Source organism: Cupriavidus sp. UGS-1 (assembly GCF_021213615.1).
GTDB lineage: Bacteria > Pseudomonadota > Gammaproteobacteria > Burkholderiales > Burkholderiaceae > Cupriavidus.
Genome location: NZ_JAJQJF010000005.1, coordinates 40491 through 62748, shown reverse-complemented (window position 1 = coordinate 62748; position 22258 = coordinate 40491). Strand labels below are relative to the sequence as shown.

The window sequence follows — 22258 nt, the reverse complement described above, 5'->3', positions numbered from 1 at the left end:
CGGGGCTGTTTCAATCAGCAGGAGACGTTTGACCAAGAAGAGGGTTTTAGTTTGGCTGCAGAGTAATCCGTAGATTACTTTCACACAAGTGCGAAAACGCAACCAATGACACTACTTAACAATTGACGCCCTTGGCGCGCCATGATTGTTTGCCGGCCCTGGAAACTCCAGCATTCATTTGCCCAATTCCCCGTCCGTCATTAGTCCAGCCAGCGCTTCGCCAACCGCAACGACGCCCGCCGCGTCTGCCGAGTCATCACGCGTGACGAACACCGTGCGTCCGCCTGCGAACCAGCTTCCATGGCGGACCTGCCGCACCATGCCCAGCCTTGCGTAGTGCCGAACCGCGGTCTCGGGCGCGACCGTCAGCAGCCGGCTGCTGGCCACCATGCAGAGATTGGTGTGGAACGAGAATGACTCGACTTTTGGCTGCGGCGGCACGATTCCCGCGTCCAGGAAGGGCGCTTCGAACAGCATGCGCGTGCTGGCGCCGCGCGGCGTGGTAATCCAGTCGTACTCGCACAGGTGCGACAGCGCCACCGAGCGCTTTCGGGCTAGCGGATGGTCCAACGCGCAGGCGACCGTCAGACGTTCTTCCCAAAGCGGCATCACGCGCATCCCGCTCGTCGCCTCCCCTTCCCTGCGCGATCCGATGCGGCCGACCATGCAGTCGATTTCCCCGCGGTCCAGCATCCCGAGCAAACCACTGACCGTCGATTCGTGGATAACGAGATGAGGGAAGCCAGGCCGTGCGGCCAATCTTGCCAACAGCCTGGGCATGGCCACCACGCCAACCAACGGAAGGATGCCGACGTGGACGATCGGCACCGGTGCCGGCGTTGCATGGATGGCGTCCATCGCGGCGGAAAGGGCGTTCAACGCGATGCGCAGGCGTCCCAGCGCGAGCTGTCCGGTCGGCGTCAGCGCGGCCCCGCGCGTCGTGCGCTCGACCAGCGCGGCACGGAACACCGACTCGATTTCCTGAAGCATCTTGGTCGCGGCCGGCTGGCTCAGCGAAAGTTGCCCTGCGGCGGCCGACAGCGAGCCATGAGTGTCGATCAGTTCGAGGAATCGCAGATGGCGGATGCGAAGGCGATCTAGGCGCGCGCCGATACCGGCCGAATTCTTCGCCATAACAAAACGTGATGACTGGATAGAAAATCAATAATTTACAGGCAAGTATGCCGCACACACAATCGGGCTCCATGGCGATACAAAGAAAGGAGACAACGCAGTGCGCACGACAGGAAAACTCGCGGTGAGGCTGGGCCTGGCGGTGGCCGTCGCCACCCTGCTCTCCGGCGCGGCCAGGGCCAGCGACGCTCCGTTTCCGAGTCGGCCGATCCGGCTGATCGTTCCCTACGCCGCAGGCGGCGGTCCGGATGTTCTGGCGCGCAAGACGGCCGAGGTCGTTTCACGTGAACTGGGGCAGCCCGTGGTCGTCGAGAACAAGGTCGGGGCGGGCGGCATCCTCGCTGCCGAAGTGCTTGCGCAACAGCCGGCCGATGGCTACACGCTGATGATCGGCGCATCGACACATGTCACGCAGAAGCTGATGCAGCCGTCCGTCAAGTTCGATCCCGCGACGTTAACGCATGTCATCCGCACAGGCTTCAGCCCGCAGGTAATGGTGGTGAAGGCAAGCACGCCCTATCGCACCGTGGCGGACGTGGCGCAGGCCGCAAGGAACGCGCCCGGTACGCTGAATTACGCATCGGGCGGGATCGGCAGCGCCGCGCATCTTGCCGGTGCCGCGTTCGCCAATGCGGTGCGCGTCGAGATGGTTCACATTCCGTACAAGGGATCGGTCGAGATCGTGCCGTCGCTGATCCGAGGCGATACGACGTTCGGTTTTCCCGTTGCCTCGACGGCAATGCCGCCATTGGCGACGGGCACGGTGCGTGCGCTGGCCGTGACGTCGGCGCATCGGTTGCCGATCCTGCCGGGGGTGCCGACGCTGAACGAGGCGCTCGGCCGCCAGGACCTGGTGTTGGACTCGTGGAGCGGCATCTGGGCACCGGCCGGCGTACCGAAGCCGGTCGTCGCGCGCCTGCATGCCGCCTTCCGGAAAGCGCTGAGCGATCCGGCGGTGCGCGACTTCTACGAGAAGGCCGCTTCGGTCATCGACCCTACGCCGACGCCCGAGGCCTTTTCCCGCTTCATCGCGGAGGAGACGGCGAAGTACCGCCGCATCGTGGAGCTGAGCCGAATCGCGGTTCAATAATTGCCGTCCGACCACAAGCGGCCGACCCCAACCGACCGAACATGACTGCAACTTCACTACCCTTCGCCCCTCTGGCCGGTGTCCGCGTACTCGATTTCTCGCACGTGATCGCCGGCCCTCTGGCGACGTTCTATCTGTCGCAACTCGGCGCAACGGTGCTCAAGATGGAAAACGCCAATGGTGGCGACGTCATGCGCCGCACCGAGAAAGGCCGCCAGGGCTTTGCCGCATTGAATGCCGGCAAGGAAAGCCACACGGTCGACCTGCGCGATCCGGCCGACCGCAAGCGTGCGCTGGACCTGGCGTCGACTTGCGATGTCGTGGTCGACAACCTGCGTCCTGGCGTGTTGGCGCGCTTCGGGCTGGGTTTCGAGGCGATCCGCTCGCTCAATCCGACGGTCGTCTATTGCACGATCTCGGGGTATGGGCGCAGCAGCGCCGACGTGGCCGAGCGCCCTGCCTATGACCACATCATCCAGGCAGCAACCGGCATGGCGTTCATGGCCGGCACCGAGGACGATCCGCCGATCAAGACCGGCTTCCCGGTGGTCGACGCGGCCACCGGCATGCAGGCGGCGCTGGCGATCCTTGCGGGGCTACGCGAGCGCGATCGGCTTGCGTGCGCGGTGCAGCTGGACGTATCGATGACCGGCGCGGCGCTACAGCTGATGTACTCGTTCGCATGCGAAGCGCTGACAAACGGCGCGTCGCCTGCGAGGGTCGGCAATCAAGGCTATTCCGGCAGCCCGACTGCGGACTTCTTCGCCACGCGGGACGGCTGGATTGCGCTTGGCGCCAATACGCCGCGACAACTGATCCGGCTGCTGGACGTGCTCGGGCTCGCCGATATGGCAGGCGATCCGCGGTATTTCGCCGAGCCGCTGAATCCGGACTCGCCGGCATCGTTTGTGCGCTCCATCAATCCGGCTGGACTGAAGGCGATCATTGCCGAACGGTTGCACATGCTGAATGCGGAAGAACTGGAGCAGCGCTGCGCCTTATACGGTGTGCCCGCGGCCAAGGTCCGCAGGCTGGGTGAATTCGCCACCTGGGCGCAGCGGCATAATCAGGTGTCGACGGTTTCGCTGCATGCAGAGGGGGCTTCGGTGATTTCGCCGGGCCTTGGTTTCGGCGTGCAAACGTTCAAAGGTGGGGAGTCAGGAATCTAAGCCAAACAACAAACGTGGCGATCCAATCCCTGCGGATGCCGCAGAATACGGTTTTGCACGAAGCACTACCGATGAAGATCCGCCGCGGCCTCGAATGCGAGGCGCCCTTGCTGACTGAGATCGCCAACAAAGCCAAGGCGCATTGGCCATATACCCAGGCCCAGCTTCAAGCATGGCGCGAGGACCTGACAATCACGGGCTCCTATGTCGCGCAAGCGTTGACCTACGTTGCGGAAATCGACGGATCGATCGCCGGATTCCATTCGGTGTTGCCGACGGACGCCGTGACATGGGCGCTCGAGCATCTTTGGGTCGCACCGGATTACATGCGGCGTGGTGTTGGGCGAGCCCTGGTACGGCATGCGGCGGCGTTGGCTGCCGGTCACGGCGTCAAGCACCTGACCATCGATGCGGAGCCGTATGCCGAACCGTTCTATCTCGCCTGCGGGGCGCAACGGATTGGCACCGTCGCGGCTCCATTGGACGGAGAACCGTTGCGCCAGCGGCCCCAGATGCTGCTGGCGACGTCGTATGACCTGGCTCGCCAATAAAGACAATCAAGTCAAACCGTTACGTTCCCTGCCCTGCACGCCCGTCATGCATGCGGACGGATCGTCCCGATGCAGCCCCTTGAATACATGACGCCCATCATCTAATATGCTGTCCATCGACTCAGCATAGAGAAGCATCATGCCGCGATCCTCCCGCGAAAAAGCCGGCCAGAACCGTGAAGCGATCGAGCAGGCGTCGTCGCGCCTGTTCCGCGAGCGCGGTCTGACGGGCATCAGCGTGGCCGATGTGATGGGTGCCGCCGGCTTGACCCATGGCGGTTTCTACAGCCATTTCGCGTCCAAGGACGCGCTGGCGGCCACGGCTTGCGATCGCGCGTTTGCCGAGGCGCTGGAGCGATGGCGGCAACGCATCGACGCCCATCCCGGGGACGCCGATGCGGCGCGCGCCGCGGTGGTCGTGCCCTATCTATCGGAGCGGCATCGCGATGCGCCTGGGGCGGGATGCGCCGGCGTGGCGCTTGCGGCCGACGTCGCGCGCGAAAACGCGGACAAGCCGGTTCGCCAGTCCTATATCGAGGGCCTCGAAGGCCTGATCGCGCAGTGGGAGCGCACGCTGCCGGGCCCCGACGACGCGCGGCGTGACAGGGCGCTGGCCGAGATGGCGATGATGATGGGCGCCGTGATGCTGGCCCGCGCCACGCACGGCGCGCCGCTGTCCGAGCAGATTCTTTCCGCGACGCTCGCCGCGCTGACCCGGCCGGTCGCCGGGGAAAACCGACCGCCCTCCCGCAACGCCGCTGACACCGCCAAGACCACGACCCGAGGCAAGAAGCGAACCTCCCGCCCGGCGGCACCCGAAGACTGACCGGTCGCCGCTCGCTGTCGCGCGTGTGGCCTCATTCGATTTGCCATGTCGTTTCTTTCCCCATTGTCGGGAACGCGGGCCCCTTTTTGCCTGTTTTGTCCGAGCAGCGCGTATCCACCGTCGAATCCACCCTCCCTTCTCCGACCTCGAACATGTTTGCTGAACTGCTTGCGCGCCGCCTCGAACGGCGCGGCATCCACTACGCCTGGATCGTTGCAGCGCTGGGCTTCCTCGTCATGCTGACCACCGCGGCGGCGCTCGGACTGCCGGGGGCATTGCTGGTGCCGCTGTCGAACGAGCACGGCTGGAACACCGACAGGATTTCGACCGTACTGGCCATTCGCTTTGCGCTGTTCGGGCTGATGGCGCCCTTCGCGGCCATGCTGATCGACCGCTATGGCGTGCGCCGCATCGTATTTACGGCCCTGGCCTTGATCGCCGGCGGCATGGGATTCGGCATGGTGGCCACCACGCTGTGGCAGCTGTTCATCGCATGGGGCCTGATGCTCGGCGCCGGCTCTGGCATGACGGCGCTGGTGCTGGGCGCCGTCATTGCCAACCGCTGGTTCAGCCAGCGGCGAGGCCTCGTGATCGGCATTCTGACTGCGAGCGCGGCAACCGGCCAGCTCGCCTTCCTGCCGTTGGCCGCCTGGCTGATCGAACATGTCAGCTGGCGCACCGCGGTATTGCCGGTATTGCTCGCGTGCGCGCTGCTGGCGCTGCTGGTCGCCGCGCTGATGCGCAATCGTCCTTCCGACGTCGGCCTGTTGCCGTTCGGCGAGGCGCCCAGCACCTCGGTCGCGGCAGCGCCCGCCGCACCAATGCGTTGGTCCGGCCCGTTCCTGGTATTGCGGGAAGCGATCCGCGATCGCACGTTCTGGGTCCTGGCCGGAACGTTCTTCATCTGCGGCCTGAGCACCAATGGCCTGATCCAGACGCATTTCATCGCGCTGTGCGGCGACTTTGGCATGGCGCCGGTGCCCGCGGCCTCCGCGCTCGCGATGATGGGCGCCTTCGACTTCGTCGGCACGATCCTGTCCGGATGGCTGTCGGACCGCTATGACAACCGCAAGCTGCTGTTCTGGTATTACGCGCTGCGCGGGCTGTCGCTGTTCTGGCTGCCCCACTCCACCTTCACGCTGGTTGGCCTGTCCGTGTTCGCGATGTTCTACGGCCTGGACTGGATCGCGACGGTGCCGCCTACCGTCAAGCTGGCGGGCAGCGCGTTCGGCAAGGAGCGTGCGGCGATGGTGTTTGGCTGGGTGTTTGCCGCCCACCAGGTGGGCGCGGCCGTTGCCGCATATGGGGCCGGCATGACGCGGACGCTGCTGCTGACCTATACGCCGGCCCTGTATGCCGCGGGCGCGATGTGCCTGGTTGCGGCGGCGATGGCGATGCTGGCGCGCGGTCCGCGGCCGGCGGTGGTGCCGGCAGCCGCGCAAGCGTGATAGTGTCTCGCCGTTAAGATTGCTCCCACCACGGCACGAACGTCGGCAACCTCAATGTTGGGTGGGTAATGACGATAACTCCATGGGCGACCACGAATTACCGCATGCTGTGGTAGTAGATCACCGCTCCTGCCGCCACGATGGCGACGATGCCAGCGAAGATCGCCCAATGTCGCCGCGTGTCCGGCAAGCCGGTGAGGCCTGCGACGTCACCAGAGAGAACCGCCAGTACCACAAGGCCAATTGCCATAACGGCCAGGGTCCCCTTGGCCAATCCGCCAAACAGAATTTCCGCAATACGGGTTGGGCTGAAACGGCGGCGCATCGGCGTATTGGTCTGATCGTAAATGGCCATCTAATTTTTTCAAGATCATAACGCGGCCAGTCAGCCCCAACTCGCGATTGGGGGCGATTTTGCAGGGAGATACCGTACGCCACAAGAAATACCTGTACGTCCTGCGGCCGCTCCTCGCGGTCCAGTGGAATCGATTCGGGTAAAGGCATGCCGCCAATGCGCTTTGCCGATCTCGTCGTTTTTCGGGCGCTTCCGGGCCCGTGTGGAGCGCTACCCCAAGCCCGGCGGCCGGCGATGCCGCGTCGCCGCCTCGTAATCGCGGGCGATGCCGAGCAGCAGGCGGTCGTCGCCGGCACGGCCCAGCAGCGACAGCCCGGCCGGAACGCCGGCCTCGGTCCAGCCCATTGGCACGCTGATCTCGGGAAAGCCGGCCGCGCTGGCCATGTGCATCGCCGCCAGCGGATTGGAGACGCGGCAGCGGTAGGTCGGATCGTTGCGATCGAAGCGCGGCGACGCCGGACACGCGAGCGTGGGAAACACCAGCGCGGCACAGCCGTTGGACTGCATCAGGCCGGCGAGCGCAGCGCCGAATGCGCGCGCGGCGGACAGGCCGCGGCGGGGCGGTTCGTTGCGCGTTGCCAGGGCATGGCGCAGCGCGGCGATCGTCACCGGGTTCGGTGAGCGTCGCGACGCATCGGCGATTCGCGCGCCGGCCATCGACGCATCGCCACCTTGCGCATCGCCCTCCAGTGCATCGATCCGCGCCAGCAGCGCCGCCGTATCGCGCGGGCATGACGACGGCAGCGCGGCCAGATAGCGGTCGAGCTGCCCTGCCCATTCGCTTCGCGCGATATCGCCCAGCACACGCTCGTACAGCTGCCGCGCATCGGCCGGCAGCGCGACCGGCACGATGGACGCACCCGCTGTCACCAGGTCCGCGCATGCTCGCGAAAACAGCGCGTCGATCTCGTCGTTGGCGCCGTTGAAGTCCATCACGATACCGAGCCGCCGGCCGGCAAGCCGTTGCTCGGTGCGGTCAAGGCCGGCTTGCGGGGCCAGCGCCCCCAGCACCAGCGCCGCGTCGTCGACGCTGCGGGCCAGCGGTCCTACCGTATCGAAGGACTGCGCCAGCGGCAGCACGCCGGCCGCCTCCAGCAGGCCATGGGTCGGACGAACCCCGACCAGCGCATGCACACAGGCCGGTCCGCGTACCGACCCGAACGAATCGGTGCCGAGTCCGAACACCGCAAAGCCGGCCGCCACTGCGGCGCCCGTGCCGCTGCTGGAGCCGCTGGCGTTGCGGGACAGCCGGTATGGATTCAACGTCAGGCCGCTCGCCGAGCTGTAGCCGAAGCGTCCATTGGAGGCGGCAAGCTCCGACATATTGGCCTTGCCGAGCACGATCGCACCGGCGGTACGCAACCGTGCGACCACCGGCGCGTCGGCCGCGGCCTGCGCGTCGTACAGTGCCGCGCAGCCGGCCGTGGTTGGCAATCCCGCAGTGTCGATATTGTCCTTGACCACCATCGGGATGCCATGCAGCGGACTCCTGGCACCATACCGCCGCCGTTCACGGTCCAGCCGAGCCGCCTCGCGCAGCGCGTCGGGGTGCAGGTGGCTGATCGCATTGATCGACGGGCCGTCGCGATCGAACGCCTGGATGCGTGCCAGGTGGCCTACCACCAGTTGTTCGGCGGTCAGCGTGCCGGCGTCCATGCGGCGCGCCAGTTCCGCGATCGGCAATTCGAAGACATCGCATGCCGGGGCCATCTCGCTGGTGGCCGCCGGATCAGCGGTGGTGGGCGTTTCATCCGCAGAACGATCGGACATCGTGTTGGTTTCCTTCACGGAATACATGAACGACAATGGCGCAGCCCCGGTTTTCCGCCATGGCACCGAAAGCTGCCGCCCGCCCCGAGGATGTCGCGATGAAAAGCACCACCAGCCGGAACCTGCCTGCCCTTGCCAATCTGGTCGCTCTCGAAGCGACCGTGCGCAAGGGAAGCGTGACCGAGGCCGCCGACGAGCTGTGCCTGACGCAGAGCGCGGTCAGCAAGCAGCTGACGGAGCTGGAAAACTTCCTCGGCGTGCGGCTGCTCGACCGGCGCAAGGGTGGCGTCGTCGCGACCGCGACCGGAGCGGAATACCTCAAGCGCGTCACGCAGGTACTGAACCTGCTCGAGGAAGCCACGCTCGAAGTGCTCACCGGCCGCGGCTCCGGCGGGCGGCTCGACCTGTCGGTGCCGGTCTCGCTGGGCAACATCTGGCTGCTGCCGCGCATGCTGCAGTTTGCCAAGCAGCATCCGCAGATCCAGCTGAATATCACCACCAAGGTCGGGCCTGTCGACCTGCCCCACAGCGGCCTGGACGCCGCCATCATGTACTGCGGCGGACCCCCGCCCGGCCATTTCGGCGTCCAGGTCATGCCGCTGGAGCTGTTCCCGGTGTGCGCGCCGGACCGGCTGCCACGCGGTGGCTCGTTGGCGCAGGCGCTGCGGCAGTTGCCGCTGCTCCATCAACATACCGCGCTGGACGCATGGCCGGCCTATCTCGCACAGATCGGCGCCAAGGTGGCCAGGCCGGGTGACGGTCCGCGTTACGGGCTGCTGACCATGGGCCTGCAGGCCGCGGTCAGCGGCATGGGCATCGCGCTGCTGCCGGAATTCGTGGCCGGCGACGACCTGCGGGCCGGCCGGCTGATCCGGCTGTCGGACATCAGCTATCTGTCGCCGAAGTCGTACTACTTCGTCTGCCTCGACGAGAAGCGCGCCAATCCTACCCTCGTCACCTTTCTCGACTGGCTGCTGCAGACGGCCAAGGCTGACGCGCACCGCCCGCGACATCGGCTCACGCCGGCGCGCCCGACCTGACCAGGGTCGACGTCACGAAGCGTCCGGGCCGGTTGTCGGTGGGCACGCCATCGCGCAGCGTCGCCTGGCCCGAGACGAACACGTCACGGATGCCGACCGACGGCTGCGTGGGCGCATCGAAGGTCGCGCAGTCGCGGACGGTTGCCGGATCGAACACCGCGATGTCGGCGACCTTGCCGACGGCCAAGTGGCCCCGCCCCTCCAGTCCAAAGCGCTGTGCGGGCAGACCAGTCATCTTGTGAACGGCGCGCTCAAGCGGAAACAGGTCGAGATCTCGCGAGTACAGCCCCAGCACACGCGGGAAGGTACCCCACAGCCGGGGATGCGGCGTTTCGTCGGACGGAATGCCATCGGAGCCAATCATCGTGTCGGGGTAGCGCAGGATGTCCCGCACATCGCCTTCGTCCATGATGAAGTACACCGCGCCGCCGGGCAGCAAGGCCTCGGCCACCTCCCGCCGCGAACGCTGCCACTCCCGCGCCAGGTCCTCCAGATAACGGCCCGCCGCCTCGGGATGCGAGGCGGACCACGTGATCAGGATGCGGTCGCACTGGTCCACCCGTTCCGGGCGCAACATGGTCGACGACGCTGCGTACGGATAGCAGTCCATGCAGAGCGGCATGTTCTGCGCCAGTTCCCGCACCTGTGCCAGCGTCTCGCGGCTGCGGCCATGATTGCGCTTCCCGACCAGCTTGTGGTGCGAGATCACGGTCGGCACCTCGAGCGCGCGGCCCAGGCGAGCCGTCTCGTCGATCGCCTCGGCCACCTTGTCGCTTTCGTCGCGCATATGCGAGACCAGCACGCCGCCCAGCCGCCGCATCGGCTCGCACATCCGCAGGATCTCCTGCTCGGGCGCCGCCGCCGACGGCGGATAGAAGGTGCCGGTGGAAACGCCGATCGCGCCCTCCAGCAGGGCTTGCTCCACGTCGCGCCGCATGTGTTCGATCTCATCGTCGCGCGCGGGGCGTCCCAGCTCTCCCACACGCCGCGCGCGCAGCGTCGATTGGCCGACCAGCACCGATACGTTGACGGCGGCGGGCCGCGCGGCGAACGCCTCGCGGTAGTCCCTCACCGACTCGAAGACGAAGCCGCCGCGCATGATGTCGAGCGGCGCGGGCGGAATCGTGTCGGTGACCAGCGGAAACAGGCTGATGCCGCAGTTGCCCGCGATGATCGTGGTGACGCCCTGCGTCACCTTGGGCAGCATCTGCGGCGACTGGAAGACCATCCAGTCGTCGTGCGTATGGGTGTCGATGAATCCGGGCGCGACCACCATGCCGGCGGCATCGACGACCTCGTCGGCGGTGGCGTCGGGCGCGACGCCGATCGCGGCGATGACGCCGTCGCGCACCGCCACGTCGGCGCAGCGTCGGGGCGCGCCGCTGCCGTCGATCAGGTCGCCGTTGCGGATGATCAGATCGAAATGAGATGGCATGCCGTTCACCCTCAATCGACCTTGGCGCCGCTCTTGCGCACCAGCTCGCCGAACTTCACGGTCTCCGATGTCACCAGCGCCTGGAAGTCGCGCGGCGATCCGCCCAGCGGTTCGAACGAGAGCCGGTCCAGCTGCGCACGGAAACCGGGGTCGCGGATCACCGCATTGACCTCGCGATTGAGCCGGTCGACCACCTCGGCCGGCATGCCGGGCGCACCGACCAGGCCGGCCCATGCGGTCAATTCGTAGCCCTTGATGCCGGCTTCGTCCATCGTCGGCACCTGCGGGAAATGCGGTGAGCGCCTGGTCGATGTCACGGCGAGCGCCCGTACCTTGTTGCTGCTGACATAGGGCCCGATCGACGGCACGTTGTCGAACATCAGGTGCACATTATTGCCGACCAGGTCCTGCAGCGCCGGCGTGCTGCCCTTGTATGGCACGTGTTCGATATTGAGATGGGCCAGGGTCTTGAACAACTCTCCGCCCAGATGGCTGGTCGTGCCATTGCCGGCGGACCCCATCGACAGCTTGCCGGGATTGGCCTGCGCATAGGCGATCAGCTCGCGCACGGACTTGACCGGCAGCGCGTTGTTGACCGCGAGGATATTGAACGTCGTCACGAGCCCGACGATGGGCACGAGCTTGTCCGGATCGTACGGCAGCTTGCTATAGAGGAACCGGTTGGTCGCCAGCGTGGCGTTGTTGCCGTAGGCGATGGTGTAGCCGTCGGCGGGCGCCTGCAGCAATGCCTGCATGCCGATGTTGCCGCCGGCGCCGGGCCGGTTTTCCACGACGATGGCCTGGCCCAGCCGCTTGGACAGCGCGTCGCCGAACAGGCGGGCAACGATGTCGGGGGCGCCGCCGGCCGCGGTCGGTACGATCAGCTTGATCGGCTTCTCGGGCCAGGCCGCCTGTGCCGACGGCATCGACATGCCGAGTGCGGCCGCCGTCAAGATCCATGCGCATGCAATTTTCACGGTGCTCCTCCACGATCGCTGCGTTCGATGATGCAGCGAGTATGGAGTAGCGCGCGAAGTCCGGCTTGAAGATTTTTCGGCGATGTATTCCGGGAAGGAATACATCGCCAGGCGCTACCGGACCGGCACCAGGTTCGGCGTCGCGCCGCACAGCCTCGCGGCGGCGGCAGGTCCGCCGGCCAGCGGACCGCAGGCCGTTCAGTCCAGCTTGATGCCGACGGTCTTCACGACCTTGGCCCACTTCTGCGTGTCGCGGTTGACCAGCTGCGTGAACTCGACCGGACCGAGCGCGCTCGGCTCCATGCCCTGCTTGGCGATCGCGTCGCGGATGGACGGCTGGGCGATCACCGCGGCGATTTCCTGTGCAAGGCGGTTGACCGTCGGCATCGGCGTGCCGCCGGTGGTGAACACGCCGTACCACGACACGACCTCATAGCCCGGCACGCCGGACTCGGCGATCGTCGGTACGTTCGGCATCGTCTCGACGCGCTTGGTGCTGGTGACCGCCAGAATGCGGACCTTGCCGGAATCCGCGCCGGCCTTCGCCGACGGCAGGCTGGCAAACGTCATCTGCGCCTGGCCCGCCATCACGTCCTGCATCGCCGGCGCATCGCCGCGGTACGGCACGTGCGTGATCGAGACGCCGGCCATGCTCTTGAACAGCTCGGCCGACAGGTGCGAGATGGTGCCGTTGCCCGGCGACGTCACGTTCAGCTTGCCGGGATTGGCCTTGGCATAGGCCACCAGCTCCTGCACGGTCTTGACCGGCAGATCGTTGTTGACCACCAGCGCGTTGGCGGACTTGGCGACCAGCGAAACCGGCTGCACGCCCTTGACCGGATCGTAAGGCAGCTTGCTGTAGATCGACGGCGCAATCGCCTGCCCGCCCACCGAACCGAGCAGCAGCACCGAGCCATCGGGCTTGCCGCGCGTCATCTCGGCGGTCGCGATCGTGCTGCCGCCACCGGGCTTGTTTTCGACCACGACGGTGGTCTTGGTATTCAACTGAAACTGCGTCGAAACCAGGCGGGCAATCACATCGTTGCCGCCGCCGGGTGCAAAGCCGACCAGCATCCGGATGGGGCCCGCCGGCAAGTCCTGCGCGATGCCATGGGTGGCGGCCAATGCGAGGGCGAGAGCCGGGACAATCTTGGAAAACGCCATGGTTGAACCTCGATAGATAGTTTGGGGAGTGCTCTCAGGTTTCGTCGCTGTGCTGGTGCAATCGGCAAGACTCGGCATGCCACGGGGCGATCCGGCCTTGCTCGCTTATTGTGGTGTTGCTGTATTCAGACCGGCCCGCCGTGCGGGCCGGTGTGCTGCCTCGCCGTGCGCCGCTTCATTTCTTGAAGCGCACCACGGCCTCGCGCGATGCCTGCGTCTGCGGCAGCGTCGCGATCTCGCCGAGCGTCACCGGCTTGGTCGGAAAACGCAGCCGGTAGTAGCCCACGTCGCGCGGATGGCGCTGCTGCTCGTCGGCGATCAGCTCGGTGACCGTCAGCCCGCAGAAGCGCCCCTGGCAAGGACCCATGCCGCAGCGCAGGAACGCCTTCAGCTGGTTGGGACCCTGGCAGCCGATGCGCGCGGCGTGGCGCACCTGCTCCGCGGTGGCCTCCTCGCAGCGGCAGACGATGGTGTCGCCGACCGGGCGCCGGAACTGGGCCAGCGGGCGATACAGGATCTCGAAGAACTCGCGCCCGCGCGTCGCCCTGGCGAGCGCCGCAAGATGCGTCGCGGCCTCCCTGTCGCGCGCGGCGATGCCGATCCGGCCGAGGTCCGCTGCGGCATGCAGCGCCGCGATCCGGCCGCGATGCTCGGCGGCCACCGCGCCGGCGATGCCGGCGCCATCGCCGGCAATGGTCAGGTGCGGCACCGAGGTCGCGCCCCAGGCGTCCACCACGGGCTCCCAGCAGTCCTGCCGCTCGTTCCATGCATGCTTGGCGCCGGCCGCGCGCGACAGGTTGGTATTGGGCACGACGCCTTGGTGCAGCAGCACCTGGTCGACCACGATCGTGCGGTCCTGCCCTCCGGCCCGGTAGCGCAATTGGGCGACCTTGCCGTCGGCGCCTGCCATCGCTTCGAGCGCCGTCACGCCGTTGACGATCGGCACCGCCTTGCGGACCTTGCGCAGCAGCTTCAGCCCCTTGCCGAGATAAGGCGAACGCAGGAAACCCCAGGCATGCGGCAGCGCCTTGCGCCATTGGCCGGCGTCGGTGGTTTCGAGAATGGCTTCGAGCTTGACGCCCGCATTCAGGTACTGCCAGGCCAGCAGGTAGAGCAGCGGACCGCCGCCGACCAGCACCGTGCGCCCCTCCGGGACGACGCCCGAGGTCTTCAGCAGAATTTGCGCCGCGCCGGCGGTGATGACGCCCGGCAACGTCCAGCCAGGAATCGGGAATGGCCGTTCCTGCGCGCCGGTGGCCAGCACGATATGGCGGCAATGCAGCAGCGCGGCCTGCGGGTCCTGGCCGGGCCGGGCGATCGAATAGGCGACCTCGAAGCCGGCACGCGGGCCCTCGCCCTGCCCTTCGGCGCCAGCCGCGGCCTGCCCCTCGTGGGCATTGATCGACCACACGGTGGCGCCGGACAGATGCCGCGCCCCGCTATTGGCGAACGGTTCAAGCAGGCTTTCGCCATGCCAGTAGTCTTCGCCGAGAATCGCGCGATTGCGCACCGGCGTATTGCCGATGGCGCGATAGATCTGCCCGCCCGGAGCCGGCTGCTCGTCGATCAGCACCGTCGACAGGCCGAGCCCGGCGGCACGGGTCGCGGCGGCCAGGCCCGCGGGGCCGGCGCCGACCACGAGCAGGTCGCAGGTCATGATGTCCACGCTCATGCGGCCACCTCACGCGCGCCAAGCTGGCGCTCCACCGTCATGCCCTCGCGCACCGGGGTCATGCAGGCCTGCTGGTTGGGCCGGCCGTCGATGCACACCAGGCAGTCGTAGCAGACGCCCATCATGCAGAACGGTCCGCGCGCGGCGCCGGACACCGCGGTGTCCCGGCAGGCGAGCACGCCGGCGGCAAACAGCGCCGCGGCGACGCTGTCGCCCTCGCGGCATTCCAGCGAGGCACCATCGACCGTGACCCGCACTTTGCGGTCCGCCGCTTGCGAGACGGCCGCGTCAATTCTTCGGAACATGAAACCTCCGGGTCGAGAAAGTGGCCAGCTCGGGCGGCAGTTCGCCGGCGGCGATCATCGGGGCCAGATGCAGCGCATGCGTGGCCGCCAGCGTCACGCCACTGTGGCAGGTCACGACGAACGCGCCAGGATGCGTGCCCGATTGCTCGTAGACCGGAAAACCGTCCTTGGCCCGCACGCGCAGCGCGGACCAGGCGCGCACCGCGCGCACGTCGCGCAGCGCGGGCAGCGTACGCACCGCGCGGTCGGCCAGTGTGGCAAGCACGGGCAGCGTGGTGACGTGGTCGTTGTAGCCGGCGTCTTCCTGCGAGTCGCCGACCAGCCAGCTGCCCTCGTCGTTCTGGCGCAGCGTGACCATCGGCGTATCGAGCAGCCGGCGCGTCCGTTCGAGGACCAGGATCTGGCCGCGTTGCGGGGCCATCGGCAGATCGATGCCGACCATGCGGCCCAGATCGCCATTGCGCAGCCCGCCGGCCAGCACCACCTTGCGCGCACGCACGACCCCGTTGGCGGTGGTCAGCACGAATTCGCCGCCGGCTTGCTGCACGATGCCGGTCACGCCGTGGTGCGGCAGGTATTGCACTCCGCTGGTGCTGAACGCGGTATGGAACGCGCGCAGCAGCTTCAGCGGATTGACGATGCCGTCGTGCGGGGTCCAGATGGCGCCGGTGACATCCGGTCCGAGGCCCGGCACCAGCGACGCGGCCTGATGGTGGTCCAGCAGCTTCCACTCATAAGGCTCGACGTCCGGCTGCGACATCAGCGTGTTTACCCACGCCAGCCGCGCCTCGATCTCGTAGTCGCCCATCAGCGGCGTCAGCCCGCCCTTCTGCTCGAGCGCGACGTCGATGCCGGTCTCCTGCAGCAGGTCGGCCGCCAGCGTCGGCCACAGCCGCGTGGACTTCAGGGTCCAGCGGCTGTAGGCGCCCATGCCATAGCCCTTGCTCTGCAGCCAGACCAGGCCGAAATTGCCGCGGGACGCCCGCAGCGCGATATCGCCCTCGTCGAGCACGGCGATCGAACCGGCATGCTGGCGCAGCCCATAGGCCAGCGCCGAGCCGACCAGGCCGCCGCCAACCACGGCAACGTCGAACAACGGATATCGGGAGGTGGAGGCTGCCGTCATCGGGCGCGCCTCCGCAGCGAACGATGCGGGCCTTGGGCCCTGGTGAATCTCATGTGGGTCTCGCAAGAATCGTGATGCCACCGGTCAAATCGCCCGATCGGCAATGGATCGGACCCGGTGTGTCGGTTCGAGCGAGTATGCGGCGCGTGCGCCGCAGCGGCAAATACGAGTCCGTCAGGCTCCCATGCAATAACCTGATAGGCCCGGCGGCAGCGATGCCATTTCGGCGTCGATCACCTCGATCATCCGCTCGGTGAACCGGTCCACCAGCACGTTGACGGGCCGATTACGAGCGAGCAGCAGATAGCTGACGAACGGAATCTGCGGCTGAAACGGCCGAACCACCACTTCGCCGGCATGCTCGCGCGCGACGAGCGGGTTGACGATCCCCACGCCGAGCCCGAGGCCCACCAGCTTGCAGATGGTGGCGCCATAGGGCGTCTCGAAATGCATCACGCGCTGGTCATCGCCGGCAAAGGCGGCGTCGACGGCGGCGCGCAGGCCATCGCCGTGGCTCATCGAGATGAATGATTCGCCGGCCAGGTCCGCGGGCGTGATGACTTCCCGTTCGGCGAGCCGGTGCCCTGGCGGCACCACGCAGCATCCGGCGAGCTGGGCGATCGGCTGGGACTCGGTCACCGCGGCCGGCGGCAGGAAGGACACCAGGCCCAGGTCGCAGTAGCGGCTGCCGACGCGGTCGGCAACCAGCTGCGTGCTGCCGGTCTCCATCGCGACGTTGACGTCGGGAAATTCGGCATGAAAACGCTGCAGCACCAGCGGCAGCACCGTCATCGCCAGCGATGGCACCGCGGCAATGCGCAGCCGGCCCTTGCCGAACTGGCGGATATTGCGGGCCGCGTCCTTCAACGCATCGAGACCGACGAACGCGCGCTCGACTTCGCGCAGGAACGCCAGCCCCTCCTCGGTCGGCGTCAGCCGGCCGGCACTGCGCGCAAACAGCGTCAGCCCGGTGGAGTGCTCGAGCTGCGCAATCATGCGGCTGATATTGGGCTGGGAGGTATAGAGTTCGGCCGCTGCCGCGGTCATCGAGCCGGAGCGCATCACGGCCTGGAACGCACTGATTTCCTTGAACTTCATGCCAGGGGACTTCGAACGGAAAACGGGGGACGAAAAGACAAGCAGCAGCCGCGGCACGCGACCGCCCCGATGGTATAACAAATCCGTATATGTTCCCCGAAAATGCCGGCCAGAGCGTATGGCGAGCGGCACCAGCAGCGTGCTTGCGCGCGCTACGCCGAAGAGCCGGCAGGAACCGTCTATCGGCTCAGTGATGCAGCAGCGGATAGGCCACCAGGCCGATCACGGCGGCGCCAAAGACGATCACCGGTTCCGTCAACCTTTTGAACTTCAGCAGCAAGACGACCGTGATCAGCGCCACCAGGGCGGTAGGCACGTCGACGATCGAACGCTTGGCCAGCACGATCACCGCGCCGGAAATCGCGCCGATCGCGGCCGCGGTCACGCCATCGACAAAGGCGAGGATGCCGGGCAACTTGCCGTATTTCTTGAAGTACGGCGCCGGCAGGATGGTGAACAGGTAGCACGGCAGGAAGGTGGCGACCGCGGCCACGCACGCACCGGGCAGTCCGGCAATCAGATAGCCGATAAAGCCGACCGTGATGACGACGGGACCCGGCGTGATCATGGCCACCGCCACCGCGTCGACGAACTGCCTCTCGTTGAGCCACTGGTGTTCGGTGACCACGCCGCCATACAGGAACGGCACGATGGCCAGCCCCGAGCCGAACACAAAGGCGCCGGCCTTCGCGAAGAACAGCCCGATCTGCGTCAGCAGCGGCCAGTCGATGGTGCTCAGCAAGCCGCCCGAGGCGGCAATCGGCGCCGCGGCTGCCGCGTTCAGCCGGTTGGGAAGCCATCGAGGCGGCGCCCGCCAGAACCAGACCAGAATGCCGGCGGCCAGGAACAACCACGCCATCTCCGACTCGGTGATCACCGTCACCGCCGCCAGCACCAGGTAGACGGCCCACAGCAGCTTGTCCTTGCCGACGCTCTTGCTGGTGAGCTTGTATGCGCTGATGGCGATGATGCCGATCACGGCAGCGCTGACGCCGTAGAACACCGACTGCATCCACGTCAGCCCGCCGAAGCGCACGTACGCCCAGCCCAGCGCCACCACCATCAGGAACGACGGCAGCACGAAGGCGATGCCGATCAGCGTCGCGCCCACGATGCGGTAATGCACATAGCCGAGATAGATGGCCAACTGCGCGGCCAGCGGCCCCGGCGCCAGTTGTGCGAGCGCAAGGCCCTCCTTGTAGTCGGCCTCGCCAATCCATTGCCGCGATTCGACCAGGTCGCGGTGCATATAGCCGGCCAGCGCCACCGGTCCTCCGAAGCCCAGCGTGCCAAGGCGCAGGAAATACAGCACCAGTTGCCGCAGGGTGTAGCCGGGCCGGCCGGCGCCGGGTGTGGCATCGATCGATGCGGGCGGGGTCTTCGGCGGTTGCTGATGCGAGGTCATGGTTGGCGATCGGCCGGAAAATGGCATACCGCGAGCATATGCAGGCCGATCGATCGCGGCAACACCGTAGAAACCGCCATGGCAGCCGTCGCCGGGGCATGCGGGCGGATCGGGCAGCTCAGGCTGATCCGCCTCCCCTGCGCTATACTCGCTCCCCATGGATACGAAGCCCAATATGAAAGCCCACACGAGGCACAACACGCCCTCCCGGCAATATTGGTGGCGCGCCTGACCCAGGCGGCCCGTTTCCATACGCACCTCGAAAACGCGATGCCGCCAGCCTGCTGGCGGCATTTTCGTTTCTGCGCACAGTGGCTGGTGGTGTCGGCAACCGGAACACCATCGAATGACCACCACCTCACAGCCCGTCATCCTGACCGGCGACCGCACCACCGGTCCGCTTCACCTCGGCCACTACATCGGCTCGCTGCGCTCGCGCGTGCAGCTGCAGCACGAAGCGAAGCAGTTCCTGCTGCTCGCCGATACGCAGGCGATGACCGACAACGTCGGCCGCCACCAGAAGGTCACCGAGAACGTCGTCGAGGTCGCGCTCGACTATCTCGCCGTCGGCATCGATCCCGACAAGTCCACCATCGTGATCCAGTCGCAGGTGCCCGAGCTGGCCGAACTGACGCAATACCTGCTGAACCTGGTGACTGTCTCCCGCCTCGAGCGCAATCCGACCATCAAGGAAGAAATCCGGCTGCGCGGCTTCGAGCGCGACATCCCTGCCGGCTTTCTGACCTATCCGGTGAGCCAGGCCGCCGATATCACCGCGTTCAAGGCGACGCTCGTGCCGGTCGGGGACGACCAGCAGCCGATGATCGAGCAGACCAACGAGCTGGTACGCCGCTTCAACCAGACGGTCGGACGCGAGGTGCTGGTCGAATGCCGGGCGGTGCTGTCGCAGGTGCCACGGCTGCCCGGCATCGACGGCAAGGCCAAGATGAGCAAGTCGCTCGGCAACGCCATCACGCTCGGTGCCACGCCGGACGAGATTTCGAAGGCGGTCCACGCGATGTACACCGACCCGAATCATCTGCGCGTCAGCGATCCGGGCCAGGTCGAGGGCAACGTCGTCTTCATGTTCCTCGATGCGTTCGATCCGGATACCGCTGCGATCGACGAGATGAAAGCCCACTATCGCCGTGGCGGCCTTGGCGACAGCGTCGTCAAGCGCCGGCTCGACGAGCGCCTGCAGGCGCTGATCGCGCCGATCCGCGAGCGGCGTCGCGAGTTCGAGCGCGACCGCGCGGGCGTGCTGGAGATCCTGCGGCAAAGCACGATGCGCGCGCGGGAAACCGCCGGCGCGACGCTCGCCGAGGTCAAGGGCGCGTTGGGGCTGAACTACTTCGGCAGTTGAACCCCCTGCTCGGCGGCGGGCCGATGCTCACTTCGACCGGGCCGTTGCCTCGCGCTGCAACCACTCGCGGAACGCCACCAGCCGCGGCAGGTTCGCGGATTCGGCGCGATAGACGACGTAGTACGCCAGCGCCGACGGAAACGTCGTCTTCGGGAACAGCCGTACCAGGCGTCCGGCTGCGACATCGTCATGCGCCATCACGCTGCGGGCCAGCGCCACGCCCTGCCCGTCGATCGCTGCCTGCAGCACGGCGGCGGAGTTGTTGATCTTCAAGCCGCGCGTGGTTGGCACGTCGGTCACGCCTGCCTTGCGCAGCCACACGTCCCACGATGGAAATCCCGCGTGGCCGTCCATCGACAGATCGTGGATCAGCGTCTGCTGCGCCAGATCGCGGGGCTCGCGAGGAGCCCGGCGCTGACGCAGCAGTTCAGGGGAACAGACCGGATAGACCTCCTCATCCATCAGCTTGTCAGCCACCAGTCCTGGCCAGCTGCCGCCACCATAGCGCACGCCGATATCGATGCGCTGCGCGACGAAATCGACCGGCTTCAGGCTGGTCTCCAGCCGCACATCGGTGTCCGGGCAGGCGGCCTGGAAGCGATCGAGCCGTGGCAGCAGCCACTTGGCGGCAAAGGCCGGGCTGACGGTCACGGTCAGCACCCCGCTGATCGCGCCCTCCTTCAGCCGCTCCAGACCCAACGCCAGCCGGTCCAGCCCCGCGCGGATGTCCGGCAATGCCCGCTCGGCCGCATCGGTGGGCATCAGGCGAGCGCGCCCGCTGCTGCCGCGCAGGAACAGCGACGTTCCCAGCCACTCCTCCAGCGTGCGCACCAGTTGGCCCACCGCGGCGGGCGTGACGTGCAGTTCGTCCGCCGCGGCCGAGAAGCTGCGATGGCGCGCGCTGGCCTCGAAGGCCCGCAACGCGTTCAGGTGAACGAGTGACTTCATGTCGGCAAAGTTTTTCTTTCGATGCCGCACACTTTATCTCGTTTGCCGGTCGCGCGAAATCGGCCAAGAATTCGCTTCAGTCAGCGCCGGCGGCAGGCGCCCCCAAGGGTTGCGAGCCAGCCGGCTCGATAGCTTTTCTTGGAGATCCCAGAATGGACAAGCAATTCAACGGCAGCAAGCTGCTGGTGGTCGGCGGCACCAGCGGCATCGGCCTGCAGACGGCCCGCATGGTCCTCGCCGGCGGTGGCAGCGCAGTCATCGTCGGCCACCGGCCCGAGAAGACCGAAGACGCGCGCAAGGAACTGGCGGCGCTCGGCCCCGTGTCGGCGCTGACGGCGGACCTGAGCAGCGACGAAGGCCTCGCCACGCTGCTGCGGGCGATCGACGAGCAGCACGCCGATGTCGATCTGCTGGTCAATGCGGCCGGCGTGTTCTTCCCCAAGCCCTTCCTCGAACATCGGGAAGCGGACTACGACCAGTACATGAAGCTGAACAAGGCGTTCTTCTTCATCACGCAGAAGGTCGCTGCCAATCTGGTTGCCGCTGAACGTCCCGGCGCCATCGTCAATATCGGCTCGATGTGGGCAAAGCAGGCCATCGCCGCCACGCCGTCGTCGGCGTACTCGATGGCCAAGGCCGGCCTGCACTCGCTGACGCAGCACCTGGCCATGGAGCTGGCGCCCAACGGCATTCGCGTCAATGCGGTGTCGCCCGCGGTGGTGCAGACGCCGATCTACGAAGGTTTCATCCCGAAGGCCGAGGTCCACAGCGCGCTGCAGGGCTTCAACGGCTTCCACCCGATCGGCCGCGTCGGCACGCCGCAGGATGTCGCCGAGGTGATCGCCTTCCTGCTGTCGGACAAGGCCGGCTGGGTCACCGGCGCAATCTGGGACGTCGACGGCGGCGTGATGGCCGGCCGCAACTGATCCACGACAGCACGCCGACCCGCGCCTCTGCCGGGACCGCCGCAGCCTACTTGACCACGAACCGCACGGTCACGATCTTGCCGTCGGCGAAGGTCACCTTCGCCACGGCTTTGGCACCGCGCGCCAGCACGATCTTGTCGGCGGCCACCAGCACGTTGTCCCGCGCCGGCTGGAGCGCGGTTTCGCTCTTGCTCGCGCCATCGAGCACCGTCAGCTTGCCGCTTGCCCCGGCCACGGCCTTCTTGCGGCCGTGATCGTCGACATGAAGGCTGACTCTGCCGTCCTTTTCCACCAGCTCGAACTGCAGCTCGCTGGCGGTCTGGACGATGCCGCCATATTGGGCCGGTGTCGCGTCGTGGGCGATCACGGCACCGGGCAGCGTGCCGAGCGAGATGCCGATGGCGGCCAGTGCCGCGCCAATGCGTGGGTTCATGCCGTTCTCCTGAAAAGGAATGA

General features: G+C 66.9%; 22 protein-coding genes and 1 pseudogene. 9 read left to right on the top strand and 14 right to left on the bottom strand.

The window, feature by feature from the left end; translation table 11 throughout:
- Nucleotides 1-174: 174 nt before the first annotated feature.
- Nucleotides 175-1134 carry a LysR family transcriptional regulator gene (locus LRR16_RS08840; protein WP_232205629.1) on the bottom strand — a complete coding sequence of 320 codons (960 nt, stop codon included), beginning with the start codon at nucleotides 1132-1134 and terminating at the stop codon, nucleotides 175-177.
- Between the two features lie 100 nt (nucleotides 1135-1234).
- Between LRR16_RS08840 and LRR16_RS08835 the strand changes: the two genes are divergently transcribed.
- The 3 genes from LRR16_RS08835 to LRR16_RS08825 all read left to right on the top strand — a co-directional run bounded on the left by LRR16_RS08835 (nucleotide 1235) and on the right by LRR16_RS08825 (nucleotide 3944).
- The gene (locus tag LRR16_RS08835; protein WP_232205628.1) at nucleotides 1235-2224 is read left to right on the top strand and encodes a tripartite tricarboxylate transporter substrate binding protein; all 990 of its coding nucleotides are present in this window, start codon (nucleotides 1235-1237) and stop codon (nucleotides 2222-2224) included.
- Nucleotides 2225-2265: 41 nt separating this feature from the next.
- Nucleotides 2266-3393, top strand: coding sequence for a CaiB/BaiF CoA-transferase family protein (locus LRR16_RS08830; protein WP_232205761.1), 1128 nt, complete (start codon nucleotides 2266-2268; stop codon nucleotides 3391-3393).
- Nucleotides 3394-3464: 71 nt separating this feature from the next.
- Nucleotides 3465-3944, top strand: a complete 480-nt coding sequence (locus LRR16_RS08825; RefSeq protein WP_232205627.1) for a GNAT family N-acetyltransferase — start codon at nucleotides 3465-3467, stop codon at nucleotides 3942-3944.
- A gap of 6 nt (nucleotides 3945-3950) precedes the next feature.
- Here LRR16_RS08825 and LRR16_RS24400 read toward each other — a convergent pair whose 3' ends face one another.
- Nucleotides 3951-4085: a hypothetical protein gene (locus tag LRR16_RS24400; RefSeq protein WP_255674075.1), complete on the bottom strand. Its 135-nt coding sequence runs from the start codon at nucleotides 4083-4085 to the stop codon at nucleotides 3951-3953.
- Between LRR16_RS24400 and LRR16_RS08820 the strand changes: the two genes are divergently transcribed.
- The gene (locus tag LRR16_RS08820; RefSeq protein WP_064573595.1) at nucleotides 4084-4770 is read left to right on the top strand and encodes a TetR/AcrR family transcriptional regulator; all 687 of its coding nucleotides are present in this window, start codon (nucleotides 4084-4086) and stop codon (nucleotides 4768-4770) included. The two genes, LRR16_RS24400 and LRR16_RS08820, sit on opposite strands and share 2 nt — an antisense overlap.
- A 152-nt stretch (nucleotides 4771-4922) precedes the next feature.
- Nucleotides 4923-6218 (top strand): MFS transporter, encoded by a 1296-nt coding sequence (locus tag LRR16_RS08815; protein WP_064573596.1) that lies wholly within the window; start codon nucleotides 4923-4925, stop codon nucleotides 6216-6218.
- Nucleotides 6219-6315: 97 nt separating this feature from the next.
- Here the strand turns inward: LRR16_RS08815 and LRR16_RS08810 are convergent, their stop codons facing one another.
- Nucleotides 6316-6573, bottom strand: a complete 258-nt coding sequence (locus LRR16_RS08810; protein ID WP_232205626.1) for a hypothetical protein — start codon at nucleotides 6571-6573, stop codon at nucleotides 6316-6318.
- 59 nt (nucleotides 6574-6632) lie between these two features.
- On the opposite strand from LRR16_RS08810, the pseudogene LRR16_RS08805 reads away from it, so the two are divergent.
- Nucleotides 6633-6750, top strand: a pseudogene (locus tag LRR16_RS08805) (DNA polymerase beta superfamily protein); the annotation flags it as partial.
- A 33-nt stretch (nucleotides 6751-6783) separates the two neighbouring features.
- Here LRR16_RS08805 and LRR16_RS08800 read toward each other — a convergent pair.
- A complete protein-coding gene (locus LRR16_RS08800; RefSeq protein ID WP_232205625.1) occupies nucleotides 6784-8343 on the bottom strand; it encodes an amidase family protein in 1560 nt (519 codons plus the stop codon).
- Nucleotides 8344-8441: 98 nt separating this feature from the next.
- Between LRR16_RS08800 and LRR16_RS08795 the strand changes: the two genes are divergently transcribed.
- On the top strand, nucleotides 8442-9383 hold the full coding sequence (locus LRR16_RS08795) for a LysR substrate-binding domain-containing protein (protein WP_232205624.1): 942 nt from the start codon (nucleotides 8442-8444) through the stop codon (nucleotides 9381-9383).
- Here the strand turns inward: LRR16_RS08795 and LRR16_RS08790 are convergent.
- The 8 genes from LRR16_RS08790 to LRR16_RS08755 form a co-directional block, all read right to left on the bottom strand.
- Entirely contained in the window at nucleotides 9361-10818 is a 1458-nt protein-coding gene (locus tag LRR16_RS08790) for an amidohydrolase family protein (protein WP_232205623.1), read from the bottom strand. The two genes, LRR16_RS08795 and LRR16_RS08790, sit on opposite strands and share 23 nt — an antisense overlap.
- Before the next feature lie 11 nt (nucleotides 10819-10829).
- Complete coding sequence (locus tag LRR16_RS08785; RefSeq protein WP_232205622.1) at nucleotides 10830-11795, bottom strand: tripartite tricarboxylate transporter substrate binding protein; 966 nt, start codon at nucleotides 11793-11795, stop codon at nucleotides 10830-10832.
- 198 nt (nucleotides 11796-11993) lie between these two features.
- A complete protein-coding gene (locus LRR16_RS08780; protein ID WP_023263865.1) occupies nucleotides 11994-12959 on the bottom strand; it encodes a tripartite tricarboxylate transporter substrate binding protein in 966 nt (321 codons plus the stop codon).
- Between the two features lie 175 nt (nucleotides 12960-13134).
- The gene (locus LRR16_RS08775) at nucleotides 13135-14631 is read right to left on the bottom strand and encodes an NAD(P)/FAD-dependent oxidoreductase (protein WP_370646773.1); all 1497 of its coding nucleotides are present in this window, start codon (nucleotides 14629-14631) and stop codon (nucleotides 13135-13137) included.
- Nucleotides 14628-14936, bottom strand: a complete 309-nt coding sequence (locus LRR16_RS08770) for a (2Fe-2S)-binding protein (RefSeq protein WP_232205621.1) — start codon at nucleotides 14934-14936, stop codon at nucleotides 14628-14630. The genes LRR16_RS08775 and LRR16_RS08770 overlap by 4 nt, the downstream gene beginning before the upstream one ends.
- Nucleotides 14920-16062, bottom strand: a complete 1143-nt coding sequence (locus LRR16_RS08765; protein WP_064573601.1) for an FAD-binding oxidoreductase — start codon at nucleotides 16060-16062, stop codon at nucleotides 14920-14922. The genes LRR16_RS08770 and LRR16_RS08765 overlap by 17 nt, the downstream gene beginning before the upstream one ends.
- Before the next feature lie 174 nt (nucleotides 16063-16236).
- Nucleotides 16237-17160: a LysR substrate-binding domain-containing protein gene (locus LRR16_RS08760; protein WP_064573602.1), complete on the bottom strand. Its 924-nt coding sequence runs from the start codon at nucleotides 17158-17160 to the stop codon at nucleotides 16237-16239.
- A gap of 187 nt (nucleotides 17161-17347) precedes the next feature.
- Nucleotides 17348-18565 (bottom strand): chromate transporter, encoded by a 1218-nt coding sequence (locus tag LRR16_RS08755; protein WP_023263861.1) that lies wholly within the window; start codon nucleotides 18563-18565, stop codon nucleotides 17348-17350.
- A 346-nt stretch (nucleotides 18566-18911) separates the two neighbouring features.
- Here LRR16_RS08755 and trpS point away from each other — a divergent pair, with 346 nt between their 5' ends.
- Entirely contained in the window at nucleotides 18912-19928 is a 1017-nt protein-coding gene (gene trpS / locus LRR16_RS08750) for a tryptophan--tRNA ligase (RefSeq protein WP_232205620.1), read from the top strand.
- Nucleotides 19929-19955: 27 nt separating this feature from the next.
- On the opposite strand, the gene gcvA is transcribed toward trpS, so the two are convergent.
- The gene (gene gcvA / locus LRR16_RS08745; RefSeq protein ID WP_232205619.1) at nucleotides 19956-20876 is read right to left on the bottom strand and encodes a transcriptional regulator GcvA; all 921 of its coding nucleotides are present in this window, start codon (nucleotides 20874-20876) and stop codon (nucleotides 19956-19958) included.
- Between the two features lie 152 nt (nucleotides 20877-21028).
- Between gcvA and LRR16_RS08740 the strand changes: the two genes are divergently transcribed.
- Nucleotides 21029-21802 carry an SDR family NAD(P)-dependent oxidoreductase gene (locus LRR16_RS08740; RefSeq protein ID WP_064573607.1) on the top strand — a complete coding sequence of 258 codons (774 nt, stop codon included), beginning with the start codon at nucleotides 21029-21031 and terminating at the stop codon, nucleotides 21800-21802.
- A 46-nt stretch (nucleotides 21803-21848) separates the two neighbouring features.
- On the opposite strand, the gene LRR16_RS08735 is transcribed toward LRR16_RS08740, so the two are convergent.
- On the bottom strand, nucleotides 21849-22235 hold the full coding sequence (locus LRR16_RS08735) for a hypothetical protein (protein WP_232205618.1): 387 nt from the start codon (nucleotides 22233-22235) through the stop codon (nucleotides 21849-21851).
- Between the last annotated feature and the right edge of the window lie 23 nt (nucleotides 22236-22258).

Bases quoted from the DNA above. Each gene is read 5' to 3' on its own strand.
- LRR16_RS08765 (WP_064573601.1), bottom strand. From the start codon at position 16,062: ATGACGGCAGCCTCCACCTCCCGATATCCGTTGTTCGACGTTGCCGTG.
- LRR16_RS08830 (WP_232205761.1), top strand. From the start codon at position 2,266: ATGACTGCAACTTCACTACCCTTCGCCCCTCTGGCCGGTGTCCGCGTA.
- LRR16_RS08775 (WP_370646773.1), bottom strand. From the start codon at position 14,631: ATGAGCGTGGACATCATGACCTGCGACCTGCTCGTGGTCGGCGCCGGC.
- LRR16_RS08840 (WP_232205629.1), bottom strand. From the start codon at position 1,134: ATGGCGAAGAATTCGGCCGGTATCGGCGCGCGCCTAGATCGCCTTCGC.
- LRR16_RS08810 (WP_232205626.1), bottom strand. From the start codon at position 6,573: ATGGCCATTTACGATCAGACCAATACGCCGATGCGCCGCCGTTTCAGC.
- LRR16_RS08770 (WP_232205621.1), bottom strand. From the start codon at position 14,936: ATGTTCCGAAGAATTGACGCGGCCGTCTCGCAAGCGGCGGACCGCAAA.
- LRR16_RS08815 (WP_064573596.1), top strand. From the start codon at position 4,923: ATGTTTGCTGAACTGCTTGCGCGCCGCCTCGAACGGCGCGGCATCCAC.
- LRR16_RS24400 (WP_255674075.1), bottom strand. From the start codon at position 4,085: ATGATGCTTCTCTATGCTGAGTCGATGGACAGCATATTAGATGATGGG.
- LRR16_RS08790 (WP_232205623.1), bottom strand. From the start codon at position 10,818: ATGCCATCTCATTTCGATCTGATCATCCGCAACGGCGACCTGATCGAC.
- trpS (WP_232205620.1), top strand. From the start codon at position 18,912: ATGACCACCACCTCACAGCCCGTCATCCTGACCGGCGACCGCACCACC.
- LRR16_RS08760 (WP_064573602.1), bottom strand. From the start codon at position 17,160: ATGAAGTTCAAGGAAATCAGTGCGTTCCAGGCCGTGATGCGCTCCGGC.
- LRR16_RS08740 (WP_064573607.1), top strand. From the start codon at position 21,029: ATGGACAAGCAATTCAACGGCAGCAAGCTGCTGGTGGTCGGCGGCACC.
- LRR16_RS08735 (WP_232205618.1), bottom strand. From the start codon at position 22,235: ATGAACCCACGCATTGGCGCGGCACTGGCCGCCATCGGCATCTCGCTC.
- gcvA (WP_232205619.1), bottom strand. From the start codon at position 20,876: ATGAAGTCACTCGTTCACCTGAACGCGTTGCGGGCCTTCGAGGCCAGC.
- LRR16_RS08820 (WP_064573595.1), top strand. From the start codon at position 4,084: ATGCCGCGATCCTCCCGCGAAAAAGCCGGCCAGAACCGTGAAGCGATC.
- LRR16_RS08780 (WP_023263865.1), bottom strand. From the start codon at position 12,959: ATGGCGTTTTCCAAGATTGTCCCGGCTCTCGCCCTCGCATTGGCCGCC.
- LRR16_RS08825 (WP_232205627.1), top strand. From the start codon at position 3,465: ATGAAGATCCGCCGCGGCCTCGAATGCGAGGCGCCCTTGCTGACTGAG.
- LRR16_RS08800 (WP_232205625.1), bottom strand. From the start codon at position 8,343: ATGTCCGATCGTTCTGCGGATGAAACGCCCACCACCGCTGATCCGGCG.
- LRR16_RS08755 (WP_023263861.1), bottom strand. From the start codon at position 18,565: ATGACCTCGCATCAGCAACCGCCGAAGACCCCGCCCGCATCGATCGAT.
- LRR16_RS08795 (WP_232205624.1), top strand. From the start codon at position 8,442: ATGAAAAGCACCACCAGCCGGAACCTGCCTGCCCTTGCCAATCTGGTC.